Annotated in this window: 22 protein-coding genes and 1 tRNA gene; 9 read left to right on the plus strand and 14 right to left on the minus strand. The window is 65.4% G+C overall.

The window, feature by feature from the left end; translation table 11 throughout:
* Positions 1-98: 98 nt before the first annotated feature.
* Positions 99-1,220, minus strand: coding sequence for an inorganic phosphate transporter (locus ICJ04_RS11770; protein WP_188324432.1), 1,122 nt, complete (start codon positions 1,218-1,220; stop codon positions 99-101).
* A gap of 12 nt (positions 1,221-1,232) precedes the next feature.
* On the minus strand, positions 1,233-1,859 hold the full coding sequence (locus ICJ04_RS11775; RefSeq protein WP_188324433.1) for a DUF47 family protein: 627 nt from the start codon (positions 1,857-1,859) through the stop codon (positions 1,233-1,235).
* A gap of 283 nt (positions 1,860-2,142) precedes the next feature.
* On the opposite strand from ICJ04_RS11775, the gene ICJ04_RS11780 reads away from it, so the two are divergent.
* Both ICJ04_RS11780 and ICJ04_RS11785 read left to right on the plus strand, forming a co-directional pair.
* Positions 2,143-3,453 (plus strand): hemolysin family protein, encoded by a 1,311-nt coding sequence (locus ICJ04_RS11780; RefSeq protein WP_188324434.1) that lies wholly within the window; start codon positions 2,143-2,145, stop codon positions 3,451-3,453.
* Entirely contained in the window at positions 3,437-4,093 is a 657-nt protein-coding gene (locus tag ICJ04_RS11785) for an exopolysaccharide biosynthesis protein (protein ID WP_188324435.1), read from the plus strand. The genes ICJ04_RS11780 and ICJ04_RS11785 overlap by 17 nt, the downstream gene beginning before the upstream one ends.
* A gap of 93 nt (positions 4,094-4,186) precedes the next feature.
* On the opposite strand, the gene ICJ04_RS11790 is transcribed toward ICJ04_RS11785, so the two are convergent.
* The 4 genes from ICJ04_RS11790 to ICJ04_RS11805 form a co-directional block, all read right to left on the minus strand.
* A complete protein-coding gene (locus ICJ04_RS11790) occupies positions 4,187-4,684 on the minus strand; it encodes a pyridoxamine 5'-phosphate oxidase family protein (RefSeq protein WP_188324436.1) in 498 nt (165 codons plus the stop codon).
* 95 nt (positions 4,685-4,779) lie between these two features.
* Complete coding sequence (locus ICJ04_RS11795; RefSeq protein WP_188324437.1) at positions 4,780-5,775, minus strand: LLM class flavin-dependent oxidoreductase; 996 nt, start codon at positions 5,773-5,775, stop codon at positions 4,780-4,782.
* A gap of 258 nt (positions 5,776-6,033) precedes the next feature.
* A complete protein-coding gene (locus ICJ04_RS11800) occupies positions 6,034-6,801 on the minus strand; it encodes a sulfurtransferase (RefSeq protein WP_188324438.1) in 768 nt (255 codons plus the stop codon).
* Between the two features lie 28 nt (positions 6,802-6,829).
* A complete protein-coding gene (locus tag ICJ04_RS11805) occupies positions 6,830-7,195 on the minus strand; it encodes a DUF6164 family protein (protein WP_188324439.1) in 366 nt (121 codons plus the stop codon).
* A 119-nt stretch (positions 7,196-7,314) separates the two neighbouring features.
* Between ICJ04_RS11805 and ICJ04_RS11810 the strand changes: the two genes are divergently transcribed.
* A complete protein-coding gene (locus ICJ04_RS11810) occupies positions 7,315-7,746 on the plus strand; it encodes an FKBP-type peptidyl-prolyl cis-trans isomerase (RefSeq protein ID WP_188324440.1) in 432 nt (143 codons plus the stop codon).
* Complete coding sequence (locus tag ICJ04_RS11815; protein ID WP_188324441.1) at positions 7,730-8,980, plus strand: TIGR03862 family flavoprotein; 1,251 nt, start codon at positions 7,730-7,732, stop codon at positions 8,978-8,980. Before ICJ04_RS11810 ends, ICJ04_RS11815 begins: the two co-directional genes overlap by 17 nt.
* On the opposite strand, the gene ICJ04_RS11820 is transcribed toward ICJ04_RS11815, so the two are convergent.
* From ICJ04_RS11820 to ICJ04_RS11835, 4 genes are all read right to left on the minus strand, one after another.
* Positions 8,966-9,442: a GNAT family N-acetyltransferase gene (locus tag ICJ04_RS11820; RefSeq protein WP_188327313.1), complete on the minus strand. Its 477-nt coding sequence runs from the start codon at positions 9,440-9,442 to the stop codon at positions 8,966-8,968. The two genes, ICJ04_RS11815 and ICJ04_RS11820, sit on opposite strands and share 15 nt — an antisense overlap.
* A gap of 14 nt (positions 9,443-9,456) precedes the next feature.
* Complete coding sequence (locus ICJ04_RS11825) at positions 9,457-11,079, minus strand: FMN-binding glutamate synthase family protein (protein WP_188324442.1); 1,623 nt, start codon at positions 11,077-11,079, stop codon at positions 9,457-9,459.
* A gap of 65 nt (positions 11,080-11,144) precedes the next feature.
* On the minus strand, positions 11,145-12,431 hold the full coding sequence (locus tag ICJ04_RS11830; RefSeq protein ID WP_188324443.1) for a nucleotide sugar dehydrogenase: 1,287 nt from the start codon (positions 12,429-12,431) through the stop codon (positions 11,145-11,147).
* 110 nt (positions 12,432-12,541) lie between these two features.
* Entirely contained in the window at positions 12,542-12,988 is a 447-nt protein-coding gene (locus ICJ04_RS11835; RefSeq protein WP_188324444.1) for a BLUF domain-containing protein, read from the minus strand.
* A gap of 132 nt (positions 12,989-13,120) precedes the next feature.
* Here ICJ04_RS11835 and ICJ04_RS11840 point away from each other — a divergent pair.
* Positions 13,121-13,207, plus strand: a tRNA-Leu gene (locus ICJ04_RS11840).
* Between the two features lie 25 nt (positions 13,208-13,232).
* Here the strand turns inward: ICJ04_RS11840 and hemN are convergent.
* A complete protein-coding gene (gene hemN, locus ICJ04_RS11845) occupies positions 13,233-14,642 on the minus strand; it encodes an oxygen-independent coproporphyrinogen III oxidase (RefSeq protein WP_188324445.1) in 1,410 nt (469 codons plus the stop codon).
* A 49-nt stretch (positions 14,643-14,691) separates the two neighbouring features.
* The gene (locus ICJ04_RS11850; RefSeq protein ID WP_188324446.1) at positions 14,692-15,117 is read right to left on the minus strand and encodes a group III truncated hemoglobin; all 426 of its coding nucleotides are present in this window, start codon (positions 15,115-15,117) and stop codon (positions 14,692-14,694) included.
* A gap of 182 nt (positions 15,118-15,299) precedes the next feature.
* On the opposite strand from ICJ04_RS11850, the gene ICJ04_RS11855 reads away from it, so the two are divergent.
* Together ICJ04_RS11855 and ICJ04_RS11860 are read left to right on the plus strand one after the other, a co-directional pair.
* Complete coding sequence (locus ICJ04_RS11855) at positions 15,300-15,593, plus strand: hypothetical protein (RefSeq protein WP_188324447.1); 294 nt, start codon at positions 15,300-15,302, stop codon at positions 15,591-15,593.
* Positions 15,590-16,636 (plus strand): 4Fe-4S dicluster domain-containing protein, encoded by a 1,047-nt coding sequence (locus tag ICJ04_RS11860; protein ID WP_223202872.1) that lies wholly within the window; start codon positions 15,590-15,592, stop codon positions 16,634-16,636. The genes ICJ04_RS11855 and ICJ04_RS11860 overlap by 4 nt, the downstream gene beginning before the upstream one ends.
* A gap of 1 nt (position 16,637) precedes the next feature.
* Here the strand turns inward: ICJ04_RS11860 and ICJ04_RS11865 are convergent, their stop codons facing one another.
* Positions 16,638-16,874, minus strand: a complete 237-nt coding sequence (locus ICJ04_RS11865; RefSeq protein WP_188324448.1) for a hypothetical protein — start codon at positions 16,872-16,874, stop codon at positions 16,638-16,640.
* A 232-nt stretch (positions 16,875-17,106) separates the two neighbouring features.
* Here ICJ04_RS11865 and ICJ04_RS11870 point away from each other — a divergent pair, with 232 nt between their 5' ends.
* The gene (locus ICJ04_RS11870) at positions 17,107-17,280 is read left to right on the plus strand and encodes a hypothetical protein (RefSeq protein WP_188324449.1); all 174 of its coding nucleotides are present in this window, start codon (positions 17,107-17,109) and stop codon (positions 17,278-17,280) included.
* A gap of 258 nt (positions 17,281-17,538) precedes the next feature.
* The gene (locus tag ICJ04_RS11875) at positions 17,539-18,192 is read left to right on the plus strand and encodes a glycoside hydrolase family 19 protein (protein ID WP_188324450.1); all 654 of its coding nucleotides are present in this window, start codon (positions 17,539-17,541) and stop codon (positions 18,190-18,192) included.
* A gap of 436 nt (positions 18,193-18,628) precedes the next feature.
* Here ICJ04_RS11875 and ICJ04_RS11880 read toward each other — a convergent pair whose 3' ends face one another.
* Entirely contained in the window at positions 18,629-19,033 is a 405-nt protein-coding gene (locus ICJ04_RS11880; RefSeq protein ID WP_188324451.1) for a hypothetical protein, read from the minus strand.
* Positions 19,034-19,295 lie beyond the last annotated feature (262 nt).

Raw genomic sequence — 19,295 nt, forward strand, 5'->3', positions numbered from 1 at the left:
AAAAACGCCGGCCTCGAGGGCCGGCGTTTTTTTGTGCCGTGGCGGATCTGGTAGCGCCGAGCCATGCTCGGCGGTTTCCATCAGCGAGGTGCCAGCCGTCAGGCCCAGCCGATCATCTCGAACAGCTTGAGGATCAGGTAGGCGCAACCGCCTGCAGCGGGGATGGTCAGGATCCACGCCCACACGATGCGCTCGATCACGCCAAGGCGCAGCGAACGCGGGTTCTTGGCAAAGCCCACGCCCATGATCGCGGTGGAGATGCTGTGCGTGGTCGACACCGGCATGCCGAAGTGCGCCGCCACCGTCAGCACCGTTGCCGAGCTGGTTTCCGCCGCAAAGCCATGGATCGGGTGCAGCTTGACCATCTTGTGGCCCAGCGTCTTGATGATCTTCCAGCCGCCCGACGCCGTACCGGCCGCCATCACCACCGCACACGTCAACACGATCCACATCGCGATGCCGTCGCCGGCACTCGCGTCAGGGTGCATGAACGCCAGGAAGGACGGCAGGTCGTTCAAGGCGCCCGTGGCTTCGGCACCGATCAAGGTCATCGCGATGATGCCCATGGTCTTCTGCGCATCGTTGTGGCCGTGGGCGAAGCCCATGTAGGCCGCCGAGACGATCTGCGCCTTGCCGAAGAACATGTTGACGAAGCGCGGACGCGCCAGGCGACCGATCGCACCGCCGACCTTGGCCAGGGCCGCAATCAGCGCCCACAGCAGCAGCATCACCAGGATGCCGAGCAGGAAGCCTGCCACCGGCGAAGTGATCATCGGCACGAAGACCTTCCACAGCAGGCCCTTGTTCTGCGCCCAGCTGCCGAGCCGTTCCGACCAGATCAGCGCATCCCAATTGTTCTGCGCAGCCGCAAGGCCTGCACCACACAGACCGCCGATCAGCGCGTGGGACGACGAGGAAGGCAGCCCCTTCCACCAGGTGATCAGATTCCAGATGATGCCGCCCAGCAGCGCGCACAGGATCACCTGCGGCGTCACGTCGACCACGTTGGTGTTCAGCAGGCCCGAGGCGATGGTCAGCGCGACGGCGGTGCCGGTGAGCGCGCCGATGAGGTTCATGAAGGCGGCCATCATCACTGCCCAGCCCGGGGACAGCACTTTGGTCGCCACCACGGTGGCAATCGAGTTCGCCGTATCGTGGAAGCCGTTGATGAACTCGAAGACGAGAGCGGTGAAGATCACCACCAGGACAAGGGTCAGCATCCGTGCGGCCCGTCAGCTGTTCTTCAACACGATCTGGTACGCCACGACGCCCGCTTCACGGCAGCGGTCGATGGCCTTTTCCAGAATCTCGAAGAACTCCTTCAACAGGAACATCTGCACGTGGTCCAGGCGACCGGAGTAGATATCGCGGTACAGCTCCAGCATCAGCCGGTCGGCCTCGTTCTCCAGCGCGCGCAGCTTCTCGTTCAGCGCGGTCATGCGATCGAGGTTCATGTGGCGCAGGTCGGCCACCATCTCCACCACCACGCCGGCCGCCTGTTCCAGCATCGCCGCGCGCGGCGCGAAATCGATGTGTTCCAGATGGGCCACCGCCAGCGAATAGCGATCAGCGAACTTCTCGATCTGCTTGGGGATCTTGTACAGCGCCGAACCCAGCGCTTCGATATCCTCGCGCTCGATCGGGGTCATGAAGCTGTCGACCAGGGCCTGGCTGATCTTGTCCGACGCGGCGCGCTCACGCAGGCGGGCAAGCTTGAAGGCGTCCAGCGCAGGCTGGCGGTCGGACTCGCGCATCATGGCGTGCAAGGCCCGGGCGCTGTCGTTGGCCGCGACGGCAGCCTCATCAAGCAGGGTGTAGAACTGTTTGCCGGAGCCGAAAATGGTCTGCAGAGAGAACATCGAGAAACCTGTTCGCCGTCGCGGGAAGGACGGCACCAGACGGAATTATGACGGCTAGATGACCGTTCCGGGTACTCCCCGACACTTCTGTCTGGTTTTCCCCTCTACCTGAACAGGCACTTGCAGCATTCCACCCCCCGTTTGCTAAGATGCCAGCGCGCCCACGGGCGCACACCTATGGAAGACGACCCTTACCCCCCGCCGCCGCGCCGGACTTACCTCCCCAGCGCCTGCCGCCATCGCAAGCACCCGCCCTCCCTGCCACCAACCGGGGATGCCGCCCGTGTTTGAACTGATCATTGTCCTCGCCCTCGTTCTGTTGAACGGTTTCTTCGCCATGTCCGAGATGTCGGTCATGACCTCACGCAAGAGCCGCCTGAAGCAGATGGCGCACTCCTCCAAGCGTGCGGCGCGCGCCCTGGAGCTGTCCGAACGGCCGGAAAACTTCCTGTCCACGGTGCAGATCGGCATCACCCTGATCGGCGTGCTGACCGGCCTGTTCGGCGGCGAAGCCATCGGCGAGGCCATCGGGGCGTGGATCCATGAGGTGGCCCCCGGGTTCGCCTATGCGTCCGGCGTGGGCAAGACCCTGGCCGTGGCCCTGATCACTTTCCTGACCCTGATCTTCGGTGAGCTGGTGCCCAAGCGCCTGGCGATCACCCGATCGGAGGATATCGCCGGGCTGGTCGCCCTGCCGATGAGCTGGCTGGCCAAGGTGGCCGCCCCCGGCGTCTGGCTGCTGTCGCACACCACGCGCCTGGTGCTGCGGGTGATCGGCCTGGGCAAGGACGAAGCCGCCAGCGTCAGCGAAGAAGAGATCCGCATGCTGGTGGCTGAAAGCCACGAAGCCGGCGTCATCGATGCGCACGAGCGCGACATGATGAACCGCGTCATGCGACTGGGCGACCGCACCGCGGACAGCCTGATGACCCCGCGCAACCGCATCGCGTGGCTGGACACCCAGGGCGCGCTGGAAAAGAACCTGGAAATCATGAGCGAGAACGAATTCTCGCGCTATCCGGTGTACCGCGAGAACGATTCGGACGTGGTCGGCATCCTCGAGGTGAAGACCCTCGCCACGCGGATGGCACGCGGTGACCATGCGCTGTTCCAGAACCTGCGCGAGGTGCTGTACGTATCGGAAAGCACCCATGCCATGAAGCTGCTGGAGATCTTCCGCGAAGAACAGCAGTCCGTAGCCCTGGTGGTGGACGAGTACGGCGAAATCCAGGGTCTGGTGACCATCAGCGACCTGATGGGCGCCGTGGTGGGCCGCCTGCAGGCCACCGAAAACGCCGATGAAGATGCGTTGGTGGTAACGCGCGAAGACGGCTCGCTGCTGGTGGATGGGTCGCTGCCCATCGAAGACCTGCGCGAACTGCTGGGTACCAGCAACCTGCCTGACGCCGAGGATGGCGATTACTACACGCTGGCCGGCATGTGCATCCACTACTTCGGCCGCATCCCGCATGTCGGCGAGTATTTCGACTGGGCCGGCTGGCGGATCGAAGTCATCGATCTGGACGGCGCGCGTGTCGACAAGCTGCTGCTGCGCATGCTGTCTGACGAGCAGGCCGATGAACTCACCGCCTGATCCGTCGCCGTCGCCGGACGATGCCCCGCTCTACCGCAACGAGGGCATCCGCACGCTGTTGGCGATGTTCCAATTCGGCGATCCCGCCCAGCACATGAAGCTGGGGGAGATCCTGCAGAATCTGCAGCAGAGTGCTTACGGGGTCTTCCTGTTCATTGCGATCCTGCCCGCCTTCATCCCGATCCCGGGCGTGGGCGGCGCAGTCAGTGGCCCGCTGATCCTGCTGATGGGCACGCAGATGATGTTCGGCCTGCGCAAACCGTGGGTACCGGGGTTCATCGCCCGTCGCGGTCCACGGCGCGGCACCATGCACAAGTTCCTGGACCGGATCGACGGCGCCCTGCGCCGGCTGGATCGCCTGCTGAAGCCGCGCATGCCGCAGCTGCTCGTGCCGGTACTGGCGCATGCGTTTACGGGCCTGCTGCTGGTGCTGCTGGGCGTACTGCTGTCGTTGCCGATACCGTTCACGAACTATCTGTTCGGCTTCCAGCTGCTGCTGTTCGCGCTGGCGCTGCTGGAACGGGACGGTGCATTGATGCTGGTGAACTGGATAGCGGCGATCGCCGCCATCGTCTTCTTCGGCTTCAGCTCCGGGCAGCTGGTTGGCTATATCGCCGAGTTGTTCCAGCGCTGGTTCTAGCTCTATCAAAAAACAGCCGGCTGAAGCCGGCTCTACCCCTATTTCATTTTCCTGGTAGAGCCGACTTCAGTCGGCTGCCGTGCGCTCCAGACCTCAGCGCAGATCAACAAACCCGTTGTCGCCCAGACGCGCGGGCTCATCCTGCACTGCGGACAGGACGAAGCTCAGCGCCTTGCCCAGCAACGTGCCCGGACCGTCCCAATATTCGGCCGACTCGGCATGCACATGGATCAGGCGCAGGTTCGGATCGTCCTTGCCCTCCGGGAAGAACAGCTTCATCGCCGGCGACCACAGCTCGTCGATCTTCGCGCGGTCCGCAACGATCTCCGCGGTGCCCGATACCGACACATAGCTGTTCTTGGACGTTGACGCATAGGCAACGTTGACGCGGGGGTTCAGGGCGATCTCGGCCACCTTCGGGCTGTCGGCCGACGTGGCGAACCACAGGTCACCGTCGAATTCCACTTCCTGCGTGCCCAGCGGGCGACTATAGAGGCGGCCGTCCACGCCGGTGGTGGTGAACATCGCCACCTCGACGTCCTTGATCAGGGCGGCAAGCTGGGTGATGTGCTGCTGGCGATCTGCGTTCATGGGGAACTCCGTGGGTAGGGCCCCATCTCACGCGAGCGCGGTGCAACGCTGCGTGAGGCGGATGTTCAGTGCGCGTGGTGGCCTGCGCGCTGCATTCAGGCTGCGTGGCGCGCGTGCCAGGCCTGCATGGCCAATTCGAACGAACGCAGGCGCGCGCGGTGGTCGTAGATGTTCGCCGTGAGCAGGAGTTCGTCGGGCTGGTGGCGCTCGACGAAGGCCGCAATGCCCTCGCCCACCTGCTGTGCGTCCCCCAGCACCGTGCAGGCCAGCGCACGCTCCACGCCGACCTTCTCGTGCGGTTGCCAGAAGGTTTCGATGTCATCCACCGGCGGTGGGATCTTGCCCGGGCTGCCGCGGCGCAGATTGACGAAACTCTGCTGCTGGCTGGTGAACAAGCGGCGCGACTCGGCTTCGCTTTCACTGGCCACCACGTTCAACGCCAGCATGGCATGCGGCTGCTGGAGCGAGCCGGAGGGACGGAACTCGCGCCGATACACGGCCAACGCTTCGTCCATCGCATCCGGCGCGAAGTGCGACGCGAAGGCGTAAGGCAGGCCCAGCGCAGCGGCCAGGCGTGCGCCGAACAGGCTGGAACCGAGGATCCAGACCGGCACCCGCAGACCCGCGCCCGGCACCGCCTGCACCGCTTGGCCCGGCTTCGCCGGCTCGAAGTAGTGCAGCAGCTCGCGCACGTCCTGCGGGAAATTATCGGCCCCATCGAAGTACCGGCGGAGCGCGCGAGCGGTCGGCTGATCGGTGCCCGGGGCTCGGCCCAGGCCCAGGTCGATGCGGTCCGGGTACAGGGAGGCCAGCGTGCCGAACTGCTCGGCGGCCTGCAGCGGCGCATGGTTGGGCAGCATGATGCCGCCCGCGCCGACGCGGATGCGCTGGGTGCCACCGGCGACATGACCGATCAGCACCGCAGTGGCCGCACTCGCGATGCCGGGCATGTTGTGGTGCTCGGCCAGCCAGAAGCGGCGGTAGCCCAGCGCATCGGCCTGCTGGGCCAGCTCAAGCATGTTGGCGAAGGCAGCGGTTGTGTCACTGCCCTCGCAGACGGGGGCCAGATCGAGGATCGACAAGGGAATCATCAGCGCGGCTTTTCTTCAGGAGACCCTCCCTTGTGTGGGGCCGCGCGGGATGGATTGCCAGCGGACGCCGCGGGACGCTGATTCCCGCCAAGGCAACAGGCGCGGTAGTGCCGGCTTCAGCCGGCAGCCCGCTCCATTGGTAGTGCCGGCTTCAGCCGGCAGCGTTGTTGCTCAGCCGACTTAAGTCGGCTCTACCTGTCGGCGTTATCGCTCAGCCGACTGAAGTCGGCTCTACCTGTCGGCTCTACCTGCGCGGTATCAGAACGCGCTTGGCTTCGGCTCGGGCAGTGGCTGGTCCACCAGGGGCTGCAGCTGGGAATCCAGTGCTACGCGCTCGTCGAAGACGAAGCAGCGGCCTTCGTAGCCCTCGCCTCCCACTTCCTCGAAATAACCCAGAATGCCGCCGTCCAGCTGCAGCACATTGTCCATGCCATCGTTCTGCATCCACAGTGCCGCTTTCTCGCAGCGGATGCCGCCGGTACAGAAGCTCACCACGGTGCTGTCCTTCAACGCCTGCCGATGCGGCGCCAGCGCGGCGGGCAGGTCGGTGAACTTGTCGATGGGCAACACCAGCGCATCCTTGAACGTGCCGTACTCGATCTCCTGCACGTTGCGCGTATCGAGCATCACCACCGGCTTGCCGTGATCGTCGCGGCCCTGCCGCAGCCAGCGCTGCACCGTCGCCGGGTCCACGGCCGGTGCGCGCGGATACTCCAGCGGCTGGCCATCATCGCGCCGGAAACTGATGATCTCGTCCTTGACCTTGACCTTCAACCGAGCAAACGGCTGGTGCTCGCTGAAGCTGGTCTTGACCCGCATATCGGAAAACCGAGGGTCGGCGTGAAGCGCATCGTAGAAGGCATCGATGGCCGCCGGGCTGCCTGCAAGGAACAGGTTCAGGCCTTCAGCGGCGACCAGGATGCTGCCGCGCAGGCCTGCAGCCTCGGCGTCGGCAACCAAGCGGTCGGCAAGCACCTGCGGCGCGTCGATGGTGACGAAATGATAGGCGGCGGTATTGGCGATCATCCGCCCATTTTACCCGCTGCGCGCCTGTTCAGCCTCGTAGCAGCATGAACGGTAGAAGCACGAGCGCGGCCGCGCCGACCATGCCCAGCAGCACCAGCGCCACAAAGCCGGGACGACGCTGCAACAGGCCGGAAAAGGTCTCAGCGCTGCCGTCCTGCAGGGCCTGCTCACGCTCGGCACGCATCCGCACGCTGCGCTCGCGCTGGTACGCGCCCATCACGTCGCGGGCTCGCGCGAGATCGTCGTCGTCGCGGATCCACAGCCCCCCGTTCGAGATGCCCCAAGGGCTCGGCTCGGTGCGATACCACGCGATACGGTGCTGATCCAGCAGCGTGCAGACGTCATGGTATTCATCGTTGCCGACGTGGCGCAGGTTCAAGAGCAGCTTTGACATGCCGCCATCATAGCCCGGCGAACAACCGCTTCAGCGAGAGGAGAGGGCGGCGGTCCGCCCTGTCTCTGCTGTGGATGCGATGCGTTACCCTTGCATCCCCTCGAATTCGGATGCCGCCCATGCGCCGCCTGCTCGCTCCCCTCCTGTTGTCCCTGGCCCTCGCTGCATGCGCACCGGCCGGTCCGCCGCCGGGCGGCTCCATTGCCGCCTTTGAGACCATCGACACGCAGGCAGGTACCGGCGCTGTCGCCACACCCGGCAGCAAGGTGACCGTCCACTACACCGGCTGGATCTACGACGAGCGCGCTGAAGACAAGCACGGCAAGACCTTTGACAGCTCGGTGACGCGTGGCGAACCGTTCTCCTTCGAACTGGGGGGCGGACAGGTCATCCGCGGGTGGGACGAAGGCGTGGCGGGCATGAAGGTGGGCGGCAAGCGCACCCTGATGATCACCCCGGACATGGGCTATGGGCAGCGCAGTGTCGGACCGATTCCCGCCGGCTCCTCGCTGGTCTTCGATGTCGAGCTGCTTGATGTCCAGCCCCGCTGATCCGGTAGCGGTGCCGCGCGTTGCGGTGATCGGTGGCGGCCCGGCAGGGCTGTTTGCCGCCGAGCAGCTGTGCGCGGCGGGACTGGCGGTGGATCTGTATGAGGCCAAGGGCTCGCCTGGCCGCAAGTTCCTGATCGCCGGCAAGGGTGGCTTGAACCTGACCCATTCCGACGCGCGCCCGCTGTTCGACAGCCGCTACCGATCGCAATCCACGGCGGTGGCCAGCTGGTTGGATGCGTTCGATGCCGATGCGCTGCGGCGGTGGGCTGCTGGGCTGGGTGTGGAAACCTACGTGGGCAGTTCCGGTCGCGTTTTTCCGGTGGACCGCAAAGCCGCGCCGCTGTTGCGCGGCTGGGTGCGCCGGCTGAAGGAACAGGGCGTGCGTTTCCATGTGCAGCACCGCTGGCAGGGATGGGACGCCGACGGCGCGCTGCGCTTTGCCACGGCTGAGGGCGACACCCGCGTTGTCGCCAACGCCACCGTCCTGGCGCTCGGCGGTGGAAGCTGGCCGCAGCTCGGTTCCGATGGCAGCTGGGTACCGCTGCTGCAGGAACGTGGCGTCGCCGTTGCGCCCCTGCAGCCGGCCAACTGCGGTTTTGATGTGGCATGGACGCCTTGGTTCGTGCAGCGCCACGCCGGCGCCCCACTGAAATCCGTGGTGGCGCACTGGACCGACCTGCAGGGTACGGATCACCAGCAGCAGGGCGAATGCGTGGTGAGCGAGTACGGCATTGAAGGCAGCTTGGTCTATGCCGTGTCGGCAGACCTGCGCGATGCACTCGCCCGCGATGGCATGGCGACGCTGTGGCTGGATCTTGTTCCGGGACGGTCGCAGGAACGCTTGGCAGCCGATCTAGCACGCCCCCGCAAAGGACGCAGTTTCGGCGAGCATCTGCGTCGCCAGACTGGCGTGGATGCAGTGAAGGCATCGCTGCTGTTCGAGGTACTGGGCAAGGAAGCGGGCCAGGACGTCGACCGCGTTGCGGCCGCGTTGAAGCGCCTTCCGGTGGTCCTGCAGCGGCCGCGACCGATGGCAGAGGCGATCAGCACAGCGGGCGGCGTGATGCTGCCGGCGATGGATGCCGACTTGATGCTGCAGGCGGTGCCAGGCGTATTCTGCGCCGGCGAAATGCTCGACTGGGAAGCACCGACCGGCGGCTACCTGCTGACCGCGTGTTATGCCAGCGCGCAACGTGCGGCCGATGGTGTGGTCGGGTGGTTAGCTGCCCGCTGACGCGGCGGGCCGCCGCATGCGGATCGCGGCCAAGGTGATTCCGCTGGGGTGCAGGTAATCCTGCGGTCCTTCGGCAATGAATCCGCCACGCTGGTAGAACGCCACCGCATTCAACGATGCCGACAGCACGATGTCGGCATCCGGTGCGGCAAGGGCGAACAACTGCTGCAGGAGCGCCCGTCCGACCCCCTGACCGGCCGCATCCGGATCCACGAACAGCGCATCGACCTCGTTGTCCTGCAGAACCAGCATGCCGTAGCCGACCACGCGGCCCTGCGCATCCTCGGCCACCACGCAGCCGCCCTGCCCCAGCAGCGCGGCATAGTGAGCAGGCGGCGGCGATGCGGACCAGTGCGCAATCACGTCAGCGCGGTAATGGCTGCTGCACAGCTCGCGCACGCAGCGCGTCCGCAATGCCCAGAGCACCGCCTCATCTCCCGAGCTGCCCGCGCGAAAGCGCAGCGCACTGGCAGTGCTCATCGCGATTTGCTGGCGCGAAGTGCCTGGATGCGGGACGGCGGCTGGAAGGAATCGCTGCGCGCATCGCCCCAGTAATCATGGAACACCGCATGGTCGGGCACCTGCCGCAGCAGCTCGCCCGGCGCCAGATAGCGGTACAGCGAGGCCAGCGAGCGTATCTCCACCGGCGACACCCGACGCAGGATGTGTTCCGGCCCCAGCTCGGCAGGATCGTTCAGTCCCGCCGCGCACAGCAGTTCTTTCAACGCATGCATTGTCTGCCGGTGGTAGTTGTGCACGCGTTCGGCCTTGTCGGTCGGGTCCAGGCTCTTCCAGCGTTTCGGATCCTGGGTGGCGATGCCGGTGGGACATTTGTCACTGTGGCAGCTGAGCGACTGGATGCAGCCCAGCGCGAACATGAAACCCCGCCCCGCGTTGCACCAGTCCGCGCCCAGCGCAATGATCCGCGCGATGTCGAACGCACTGGTGATCTTGCCGGCCGCCCCGATGCGGATGCGGTCACGCAGGTCCAGCCCGACCAAGGTGTTGTGCACGAGCAGCAGCGCTTCATGCATCGGCACCCCGACATGATCGATGAACTCCGACGGTGCCGCACCGGTGCCACCCTCCGCACCGTCCACGACGATGAAATCAGGCAGCAGGCCGGTTTCACTCATCGCCTTGGCAATGCCGAACCATTCCCACGGATGGCCGATCGCCAGCTTGAAGCCGACCGGCTTGCCACCGGACAGCTCACGCAGGCGCGCGACGAACTGCAGCAGTTCGATCGGGGTGGAGAAGGCGGAATGCCGCGACGGCGACACGCAGTCCACGCCCATCGGCACCCCACGCGTCACCGAGATTTCTTCGCTGACCTTCGCCGCCGGCAGCACGCCACCGTGGCCCGGCTTGGCGCCCTGCGACAGCTTGATCTCGATCATCTTGACCTGATCGTGCGTGGCATTGGCAACGAAACGTTCCTCGCTGAAGCCGCCCTGCTCGTCACGGCAGCCGAAATAGCCCGACCCGATTTCCCAGACCAGGTCACCGCCCATTTCGCGGTGGTACGGCGATATCGAGCCTTCACCGGTATCGTGATGGAACCCGCCGCGGCGCGCGCCTTCGTTGAGTGCGCGGATGGCATTGGCCGACAACGAGCCGAAGCTCATCGCGGAGATATTGAAGATGCTGGCCGAATAGGGTTTGGCGCAGTTCGGCCCGATCAACACGCGGAAATCCTGATGCCCGATGCTGGTCGGAGCGAGCGAATGATTGATCCATTCGTAGTCCACCGCATACGTGCTGCGCAGCGTGCCGAACGGCACCACGTCCATCTCGTTCTTTGCGCGCTGGTAGATCAGCGCACGCTGCTGGCGCGAGAACGGTACATCTTCCAGATCGCTCTGCACGAAGTATTGGCGGATCTCCGGACCGATCGACTCCAGGCCGTAGCGGAAGTGGGCCAGTACCGGATAATTGCGACGCAGCGTGCTGCGCGTCTGCAGCAGATCCCACGTACCCACCACGAAGACGGTCGCCGTGAACGCCACGCCCCAGTACCAGGCAGGCCAAAAGGTGGCCAACCACAGGCAGACCGGAAACAGGATGATGGCGAGCACGTAGGCCAGATAGCGGTGCATGGCGTTCCTCTTAGCGTAGCTGTGGCCAGTCTACCCCGCCGCTGATCAATGCCCCGCCAACGGCCTCAGAGCCGGTCGTCCACCACGTCACGCGGCCAGGCCGATTTGACGTCATAGACGACACCCTGCGGTGCCAGCAACGCCCTGATCGCGGCCGCATCCATCTGCCGGAAGCGCTGGTGCGCCACCGCCAGCACGACCGCGTCATACACCCCTGCTTCGGCCTCGCCCACCCATTCGACGCCCGCATCCTGCAGCGCGGCCGGCCCGACCCAGGGGTCCTGCACCTGTACGCGTGCGCCACTGGCCTGCAGCTGCTGGGCCAGTTCCAGTGCACGGCTGTTGCGCAGGTCCGGGCAGTCTTCCTTGAAGGTGACGCCCAGCACCAACACGCGCGCTGCCTCGGGTGCTCGCCCACGTCCGGCCAGCAACGACAGCACGCGCTGGGTGACATGTGCACCGACGCGGTTGTTGACCTGTCGCGCGGTGTGGATCAGATCGGGGTGGTAGCCCACGCTCTCCGACTTGTGCAGCAGGTAATACGGGTCCACGCCAATGCAGTGCCCGCCCACCAGGCCCGGCCGAAACGGCAGGAAATTCCACTTGCTGCCCGCCGCTTCCAGCACGTCCTGCGTATCGATGCCCAGCTTGTCGAAGATCAGCGCCAGCTCGTTGACCAGGGCGATGTTGACGTCGCGCTGGATGTTCTCCACCACCTTGGCTGCTTCGGCCACGCGCATGGACGGTGCCGGGAAGGTGCCGGCCGTGATGATCTGCCGGTACAGCGCATCCACTACGGCAGCGACTTCCGGCGTGGAGCCGGAGGTGATCTTGCGGATGTCGGCCAGGCGACGCTGGCGGTCACCCGGGCTGACTCGCTCCGGCGAATAGCCGCAGAAGAAATCTTCGTTGAAGCGCAGGCCCGAACCGGCCTCGAGCAGCGGGATGCACACTTCTTCGGTGGTGCCGGGATATACCGTGGATTCGTAGATGACCAGATCGCCGGGCTGCAGCACGCTGCTCACCCGTTCGCTGGCCGAGCGCAACGGCCCCAGGTCGGGCTGCTCATGCACGTCGATCGGCGTCGGCACGGTGATGATGTAGACATTGCACGCCGCCAGTTCACCGGCATCGGCCGTGCAGCGCAGGTGCGTGGCCTGTGCCAGTTCGCCGTCTTCCAGCTCGAGGGTGTGATCATGGCCCTGCTGCAGTTCGGCCACGCGGGCGGCATCGATGTCGAAGCCCAGCGTGGGGAACAACCGACCGAAAGCGACGGCCAACGGCAAGCCCACATAGCCCAGTCCGATGATCGCCGGACGCGGCGACTGCGCCGCCGACAGCGGCGTACTCATGCCATCCACCGGCAGCACGTGATGCGATCGGAACGTTCCATGGCGCACCCGGCTCCTGCATAAAGAGCGACAAGGTTAACCGCCCCGCTGGTCGCTGACCACGTCCTGCCTCACGACCCCAGGCTGACCGCCGCAGGCTCCAGCTCGCCGCCGCCGCCCATCCAGGTGTACAACAGCCGCTCGAAGCCGTGCCCAGCCAGCGCCGGCTCCAGCGAAAGACCTTCCCATGGCGCGTCCACGATGGCCGCCAATGCCTGGGCATCGATCTGCCGGCTGGCCATGGTCCAGCGCGGAAACCAGCGTGCCTGCACGCGTGCGCTGGCCAATTGTCGAAGGCCGTGATGTCGACGCGCGTTGACCACCCGGGCATACACCGAATCCAGCCCATCAGCGGGACCCTCCAGATACTGCAGGAAGCGCGCACCATCGAACATCAGCACGCCGGTGACCCCGGCCATGCGATTGAACGCGGTGGCATCGGCCATCAGCCCGTCCAGCTCGGCGAGGGACAGTTCCGCCCGGGCCTGACTGACATAGACAATCGCGCGCAGTGGCATGTTTCCCTCCCCAGGTACGCCTGATTCAAATATGGCATGAACCTATTAGTGTTGGTAGGTAATGCAGAAACGAATTGCCGGCGGCACGTCACCATTCCAAAATGGCGCCGCGTGGTGCACCCTATGCGCGCGGCCCGGATGGCGAAACTGGTAGACGCATCAGACTTAAAATCTGCCGACCGCAAGGTCATCCCGGTTCGATTCCGGGTCCGGGCACCAGCCATCATCCTTGCGTCTGCACCGCTCAGATCGCGCGCGAATACTGCGCCACGGGTGCTGATTGCGACAGATATCGATCAAAACACATGGCCAGCAGGCGCAGCAGCGGCCTGCCCTGCTCGGTCACGCGCACGCGCCCTTCGATCACCTCGGCCAGCCCATCGGCCTGCAGGGCCGCCAAGCGTGGCAACGCATCGGCGAAGTACGTGTCGAAGTGCTCGCCGCGCGCAGCACACACCGCGGCAACATCCGCTTCGCCGTGGCACATCAGGTGCTGGATGATCTCCGCACGCAGCACATCGTCGGGGTCCAGCTGCAGTCCGCGCCATACCGGCATCTGGCCGGCATCCACCGCGGCTTCCCACGAAGGCAGGTCGCGCGGATTCTGGCTGTAACTGGCACCGACGTTGCTGATCGCGCTCACCCCCAGCCCCAGCAGATCGGTATCGGCATGGGTGGTGTAGCCCATGAAGTTGCGATGCAGCTGCCCTGCCCGCTGCGCGCGTGACAGGTCCTCTTCGGGCAGCGCGAAATGGTCCATGCCGATGTATTGATACCCCGCCGCCATCAGCTGCTGCACCGCCAACCCCAGCAGGGCGAGTTTCTGTCCCGGCGCGGGCAGCTTGGCTTCGTCGATCTGCCGCTGTGCCCGGAACACGTGCGGCAGGTGTGCGTAGCCGTAAACCGCCAACCGGTCCGGACGCAGGGCCAGCACCTGCTGCAGCGTACGCCCGAATCCCTGCGGGGTCTGGCCCGGCAATCCGTAGATCAGATCCACGTTGACCGAGCGCATGCCGTAATCGCGGCAGGCCTGCAGGATGTCGAGCGTCTGCCCGACCCCCTGCACGCGGTTTATCGCCACCTGCACGGCCGGATCGAAATCCTGGATCCCCAGGCTGGCCCGGTTGAATCCCAGCTCGGCCAACAGCGCCACGTCGTCACGGTCGATGAAACGCGGATCCAGCTCGATCGAAAAATCACGCGATGGCGAGGAACTGAAAGTGAAACGACGCCGCAGGCCGCTGACCAGCTCGGCCAGCGCGTCGCGGGTGAGAAAGTTCGGCGTGCCCCCGCCCAGATGCAGTTGAATCACCTCGCGCTGCGGATCGACATGCGACGCCAACAGGTCTGCCTCGGCGAGAACGCGGGCCACATAGGCCTGGCCGCGACTGCGGTCGCGGGTGATTACCCGGTTGCAGCCACAGTAGAAACACGGACTGCTGCAGAAAGGCACGTGCACATACAGCGACAGCGCCTTGCCTGGTCCATTGCTGGCAGCCAGCGAATCGGCCAGTTGCCGTTCGCCGAAGCCATCGTGGAAGTGCGGCGCGGTCGGGTAGGAGGTATAGCGCGGGCCGGCCTTGTCATGCCGCTGCAGCACCTCGGCATCGAAGCACCAGGCCAATCCACCGTGCACGGGAGAGTACGTATCCATGACGCAAGCATCCCGCCAACGGACACGCCGCGCTTTGACCCAGATCAAATCAGCCGACGATCGGCAGGCCAAGCGACGGCAAGCGCAGCATCCGATAGCGCTTCCAGAAGGTATCGGCGATACGCGCGGCGATATCGTCGGCAAGCCGCTGCATGTCTGGATTGCCGCACTCCGCCGAGGTCAGCCGGAACAGCGCCAGCCAACGGTCAAACAGATCGCGGTCCATGTCGTCGATCGCCATGTGCTTGGACATCGGCGAGCCCTGGAAACGGCGGGTGCCGCGCAGCAGGGCCGACCAGAAATCCACCAGCTGGCGCAGATGCGTAGGCCAGTCGACGACATGCGCGGTGAACACCGGGCCGAGTCGGGGCTCGTCGCGGACGCGCGCATAGAAGTCATGCACCAGACGGGTGACTTCTTCCTCCGTACACAGATCGGGCGAGGCGTCAGGCAGGGGCAGCGGGGCAGTGTCCATGGGATCCAACAGGTGTCGAACCGCGATTATCCCACCGCGCGCGCGTGCGCGCAGCGGGCGGACCCTGCAGCGCTTGATCCAGATCAATGCCTGCGCCGGACGGGCTTCCTAGATTGATCGCTCGCCGGCGCGCGATGCACCCGCAGCCCGTCGCCCCACTGCCTTCTGCCGGACTGACCCGCATGCCGCTGTCGCCTGTCCCTCATCGCCTGCCCTGCCGACAACGCGTCGAGCGGTGGGGGATGGTGCTGTGGCCCAGCTTCATCGCGGCGGGGCTGGCCAGCGGGGTGTTCTTCGCCTTCGTTGATCCGGTGCGCTTGTGTGCCATCACCTTTCCTGACCACGTCATCAGCCGTGAACTGGGCTACACGCTGGGGTTCTTCATGTTCTGGACGGTCACCGCCGCCTCCAGCGCCGTCACCGCGTACCTGCTGCGGCCGATGGATGCGGACGACGATGAGGTGCCGTTGGGGTGAACTGGCTGCTGCGCACGCCCTATCTGCGAACCGGACTGACGCTTGCGCTGCTGGCAGGCTTCTACGGGTTGCCGTGGCTGCAGTGGAACGGCCGACAAGCCCTGTTGCTGGATCTCGTGCAGCGCCGGTTTGACCTGTTCGGGCGCACCCTGTGGCCGGACGATGTGGGCCTGCTGTTGGCTCTGCTGGCGTTTGCCGCCGTGTTGCTGGCGCTGTTCACCCACTTGGCGGGGCGACTGTGGTGCGGCCATGCCTGTCCGCAGACGTTGTGGAGCCAGTTGTTTGGCTGGGTGGAACGTGGCACGCGGTGGGCACTTCATAACGCGTCCGTTGAGCCGCTGTTGCGGCATGCGATCTGGGCCTGCCTGGCCTTGGCCACCGGCCTGACCGTCGTCGGCCTTTTCACGCCTTTCCACCCGTTGCTGATGCGGGCGGTGCAGTGCCGGCTGGGTGCCTGGGAAACGTTCTGGATCGTGTTCTACGCTGCCGCGACGTGGGGCAATGCCGGATTCCTGCGCCGTCATGTGTGCAGGGCGCTGTGCCCGTTCGCACGCATCCAGCCCCTGCTGGCCGATGCGCATACGCCGCGCATGCTGTACCTGGCGCCGCGCGGCGAGCCCCGAGGCATGCGCGCTGCCGGGTTGGGCAGCGTGGCGGCGCGCGGCCGGGGGCTGCTCGACCCCACTACCGCACAGGACTACGTGTTTCGCGCCGCGCATCCTGAGCTTGCCGGGCCCATGCCGTTCTTCGCCGCTGACCGGCTGGGGGACTGCATCGACTGCCGCCTCTGCGTCAGCGCCTGCCCGGTAGGGCTGGACGTACGTGAGGGGCCACAGGCGGATTGTCTGGCGTGTGGCGCATGCCTGGTGGCCTGCAACAACGTGCAGCACGCCACGATGGGCACCTCCGGGCTGATCCGTTACACGCGGCCCGACCGCGGCCTGTCCGCGCCACGCAGCATGCTGCGACCGGTCACGCTGGTGCTGCTGGTCCCGCTCTGCGTGCTGGGGGCGTGGCTGGTGGCGCGCCTGTTCGCGGGCTGACTCAGCGCGCTGGCGACTCGGCAGGTGGCACAAGTTGCGCCTGCCGCACGATGCCAAGCTGCTCGATCAACAACGCCATTTCATTGGTGACCTGCGTGCGCTGGCCGCCTTGTGGCACCAATCGCGCGAGCACCTGCTGATAGGTGTTCCAGAACTCTGGACCGCATCCGTGCTTCTGGTAACTGTCTTCCAGCTCGTTGCGAACCTGGTCTGCCAGATCCTGCGTGCCGTAGTCCATGTACGACCCTCCAAGGAATAAACGCCCGGTTTCGACTCTCTCGTCCAGAAAGCCTGCTTATGCTGCCTATTGAATTAGTCATAAATTTGACTACACGTCAATGACAAGAAGAACACATCATCGCCATTAACCTGAACGATTAACCCGCTCGCTCCAGGTTACGTCGCGCACCACCGACACCGCCCTCACCCCGTACCGCTAAGGTTGGTGGAAACAGACAGGTGAGACGAGCATGCAACTGACGACCGAGCAGCGCAGGATCCTTGAGGACATCCACGCAACGCGTGAGGTGTCTGCCGAAGACGCGACGTGGGCGGTCAAGGCCGGCTTGGCCGTACAGGCCGAAGATGGTGACATCGACCTGAGCCAGGAAGGCCGGCAGCAGGTCGAGCCGATCGTCGGCTGAGACCTCCCCCGCGTGTGGGGGCACCCGCTGCGCAGGCTGACAGGTTGCGCCATGCCCCATGCGACGCCGCGGGCTGCGTACCACGCGGCGGCGAGGCGCAGCGGACTGAACAGAGGGAGATCAAGCCCGCCTGCGGCACTGTGTAGGCTGCACGTCGCGCGTTAGCCGCCGTCTGCTGACAGGGCGCAGCGGCTCCACCGCCTTCGTGCAGCCTTATCGCGCGCAGGGCTGGTGCGCGCCCGGCTCCCGGAGCGACAGATGCTCACCGCAGCACACCTTTCGCAGATTCTCATGTGTCCGTTGACGCTGGCGCAGCGTTGGGCAGACCCGTTGAACGTGGCCATGGACACCTTCGACATCACCACACCACGGCGCCAGGCCCACTTCCTGGCCCAACTGGGGCATGAAAGCCACAGCCTGCAGACGTTGCAGGAACTGCTGTCGTACAGCCCCAAGCGCATCCGCGACGAATACGGCTGTCGCGTCGCCGAAGCGGAGCATGCGTCCTACGCGCGCAAGCCAGAGCGGCTGGCCAATCGCGTGCACGCTGATCGAGGTGGCAACGGCGACGAAGCCAGCGGCGATGGATATCGATATCGCGGACGCGGACCGTTACCGCTACGCGGGCGTGGCGACTATCGGCGCATCGGCGTGCTGATCGGCATGCCACTGGAAGAACAGCCCGAGTTGATGGAATCCCCGGAAGTGGCTGCGCTGGCGGCGGCCGGGTGGTGGCACGACGCCGGACTCAACGTGCTGGCCGACAAGGACGATCTGCTGTCGATAAGCCGACACGTCAACCTGGGAAACGCCGCCTGCAAAGCCACACCGCAGGCGCTGAGCGAACGCGGTGCCCGTACGCGCCGTGCGCTGCTGGCACTGGGCACGATGCCGCGCGCAGATGGCTGGTAAAGACGCGCAATGGCATGTGACTGATGCCCGCACGCGCCGTGACCTGTTGGCACTGGCCACACTGATACCCGGTAGAGCCGACTTCAGTCGGCTGCCGTTGCGGTTGCGGTTGCCGTTGCGGTTGCCGTTGCCGTCGCGGCTGCTGCGATGCGGGACGGCAGCGGACTGAAGTCCGCTCTACCAGACTGGTTTACCTCTACCCGCAGGCAGCCTTCTGTTGCCTCAGCAGCGACCCAACGACGTCAAGGATCACGTATGTGGGACTCAAAAACCGCTATCCTCGCTGCCGCATACCTACTGTTCTGCCAATGCGCTACAGCCATACGGGATCGCTGTGACCCTCTCGAAAGGTATTGAATGACCCGAGCGCGGCGAAGATGGAACGCACCACCGCGCCCACTGATTCAGGTGTGCAAAGGGCCAAGGACCGCCGCGCTCATCGCACTTGCAACTGCTTCCCAGCCGAGGCCTTGATCAGTTCCCGGCCAGCAACCAGCAAGCCATCTACCAGGTGCTCTCCAAGCAACGACGTGCTATCCCCATCGCAACGCGCTATGTGCTCGGCATGCAGGATTTCCAAAGCCGCATCCAGAGCCTGCATCACGCGGATTGGCACGGCGACTTTACCGACGCGCTCCAGTTCGGCGGACGGGTCTACCTCAGGTGCAGGCAGCGACGGCACCAGCGTCAGGTGGGTCAGTCGCGTACTCGCCGGGTGCTCAGCCGCGTACTGCTGCAGACGGCGTTCCAGCGTCTCGATGAATTTCTGCGGCACGTCGTGGATCTGCTCGCCTAGCAGGGAGGCGAGACGCGCGGAGCTCAGGGGATGTTCGGTAGTCAACGGCAGGACCTCGCAGTGAGGCCACCTGCGCTGGGGCGCAAGGTGGCGGGCGATGCGGGTTGCCATACCGGGTGAGTAAACCATTAACCGGCGGATCAGGGATCCCCCGCATCGCCTGCCATGAAACCGATAGGCGATGCAGTGCATTCTCCGCCGTGCCCCAGGGGGCAGAACAGAGTCAACGGTTAACTCACTAACAGGATGGCAATCCCGGCTGATGCCCCGTGGCACCAGCGGGATCCATCGTGCGCAGCGGCAAGTA

Source organism: Stenotrophomonas sp. 169 (assembly GCF_014621775.1).
GTDB lineage: Bacteria > Pseudomonadota > Gammaproteobacteria > Xanthomonadales > Xanthomonadaceae > Stenotrophomonas.

Coding starts and splice junctions, on each gene's coding strand:
- ICJ04_RS11770 (WP_188324432.1), bottom strand. CDS start 1,220: ATGCTGACCCTTGTCCTGGTGGTGATCTTCACCGCTCTCGTCTTCGAG.
- ICJ04_RS11775 (WP_188324433.1), bottom strand. CDS start 1,859: ATGTTCTCTCTGCAGACCATTTTCGGCTCCGGCAAACAGTTCTACACC.
- ICJ04_RS11785 (WP_188324435.1), top strand. CDS start 3,437: ATGAACTCACCGCCTGATCCGTCGCCGTCGCCGGACGATGCCCCGCTC.
- ICJ04_RS11790 (WP_188324436.1), bottom strand. CDS start 4,684: ATGAACGCAGATCGCCAGCAGCACATCACCCAGCTTGCCGCCCTGATC.
- ICJ04_RS11795 (WP_188324437.1), bottom strand. CDS start 5,775: ATGATTCCCTTGTCGATCCTCGATCTGGCCCCCGTCTGCGAGGGCAGT.
- ICJ04_RS11800 (WP_188324438.1), bottom strand. CDS start 6,801: ATGATCGCCAATACCGCCGCCTATCATTTCGTCACCATCGACGCGCCG.
- ICJ04_RS11805 (WP_188324439.1), bottom strand. CDS start 7,195: ATGTCAAAGCTGCTCTTGAACCTGCGCCACGTCGGCAACGATGAATAC.
- ICJ04_RS11810 (WP_188324440.1), top strand. CDS start 7,315: ATGCGCCGCCTGCTCGCTCCCCTCCTGTTGTCCCTGGCCCTCGCTGCA.
- ICJ04_RS11815 (WP_188324441.1), top strand. CDS start 7,730: ATGTCCAGCCCCGCTGATCCGGTAGCGGTGCCGCGCGTTGCGGTGATC.
- ICJ04_RS11825 (WP_188324442.1), bottom strand. CDS start 11,079: ATGCACCGCTATCTGGCCTACGTGCTCGCCATCATCCTGTTTCCGGTC.
- ICJ04_RS11830 (WP_188324443.1), bottom strand. CDS start 12,431: ATGAGTACGCCGCTGTCGGCGGCGCAGTCGCCGCGTCCGGCGATCATC.
- ICJ04_RS11835 (WP_188324444.1), bottom strand. CDS start 12,988: ATGCCACTGCGCGCGATTGTCTATGTCAGTCAGGCCCGGGCGGAACTG.
- hemN (WP_188324445.1), bottom strand. CDS start 14,642: ATGGATACGTACTCTCCCGTGCACGGTGGATTGGCCTGGTGCTTCGAT.
- ICJ04_RS11850 (WP_188324446.1), bottom strand. CDS start 15,117: ATGGACACTGCCCCGCTGCCCCTGCCTGACGCCTCGCCCGATCTGTGT.
- ICJ04_RS11855 (WP_188324447.1), top strand. CDS start 15,300: ATGCCGCTGTCGCCTGTCCCTCATCGCCTGCCCTGCCGACAACGCGTC.
- ICJ04_RS11865 (WP_188324448.1), bottom strand. CDS start 16,874: ATGGACTACGGCACGCAGGATCTGGCAGACCAGGTTCGCAACGAGCTG.
- ICJ04_RS11870 (WP_188324449.1), top strand. CDS start 17,107: ATGCAACTGACGACCGAGCAGCGCAGGATCCTTGAGGACATCCACGCA.
- ICJ04_RS11875 (WP_188324450.1), top strand. CDS start 17,539: ATGCTCACCGCAGCACACCTTTCGCAGATTCTCATGTGTCCGTTGACG.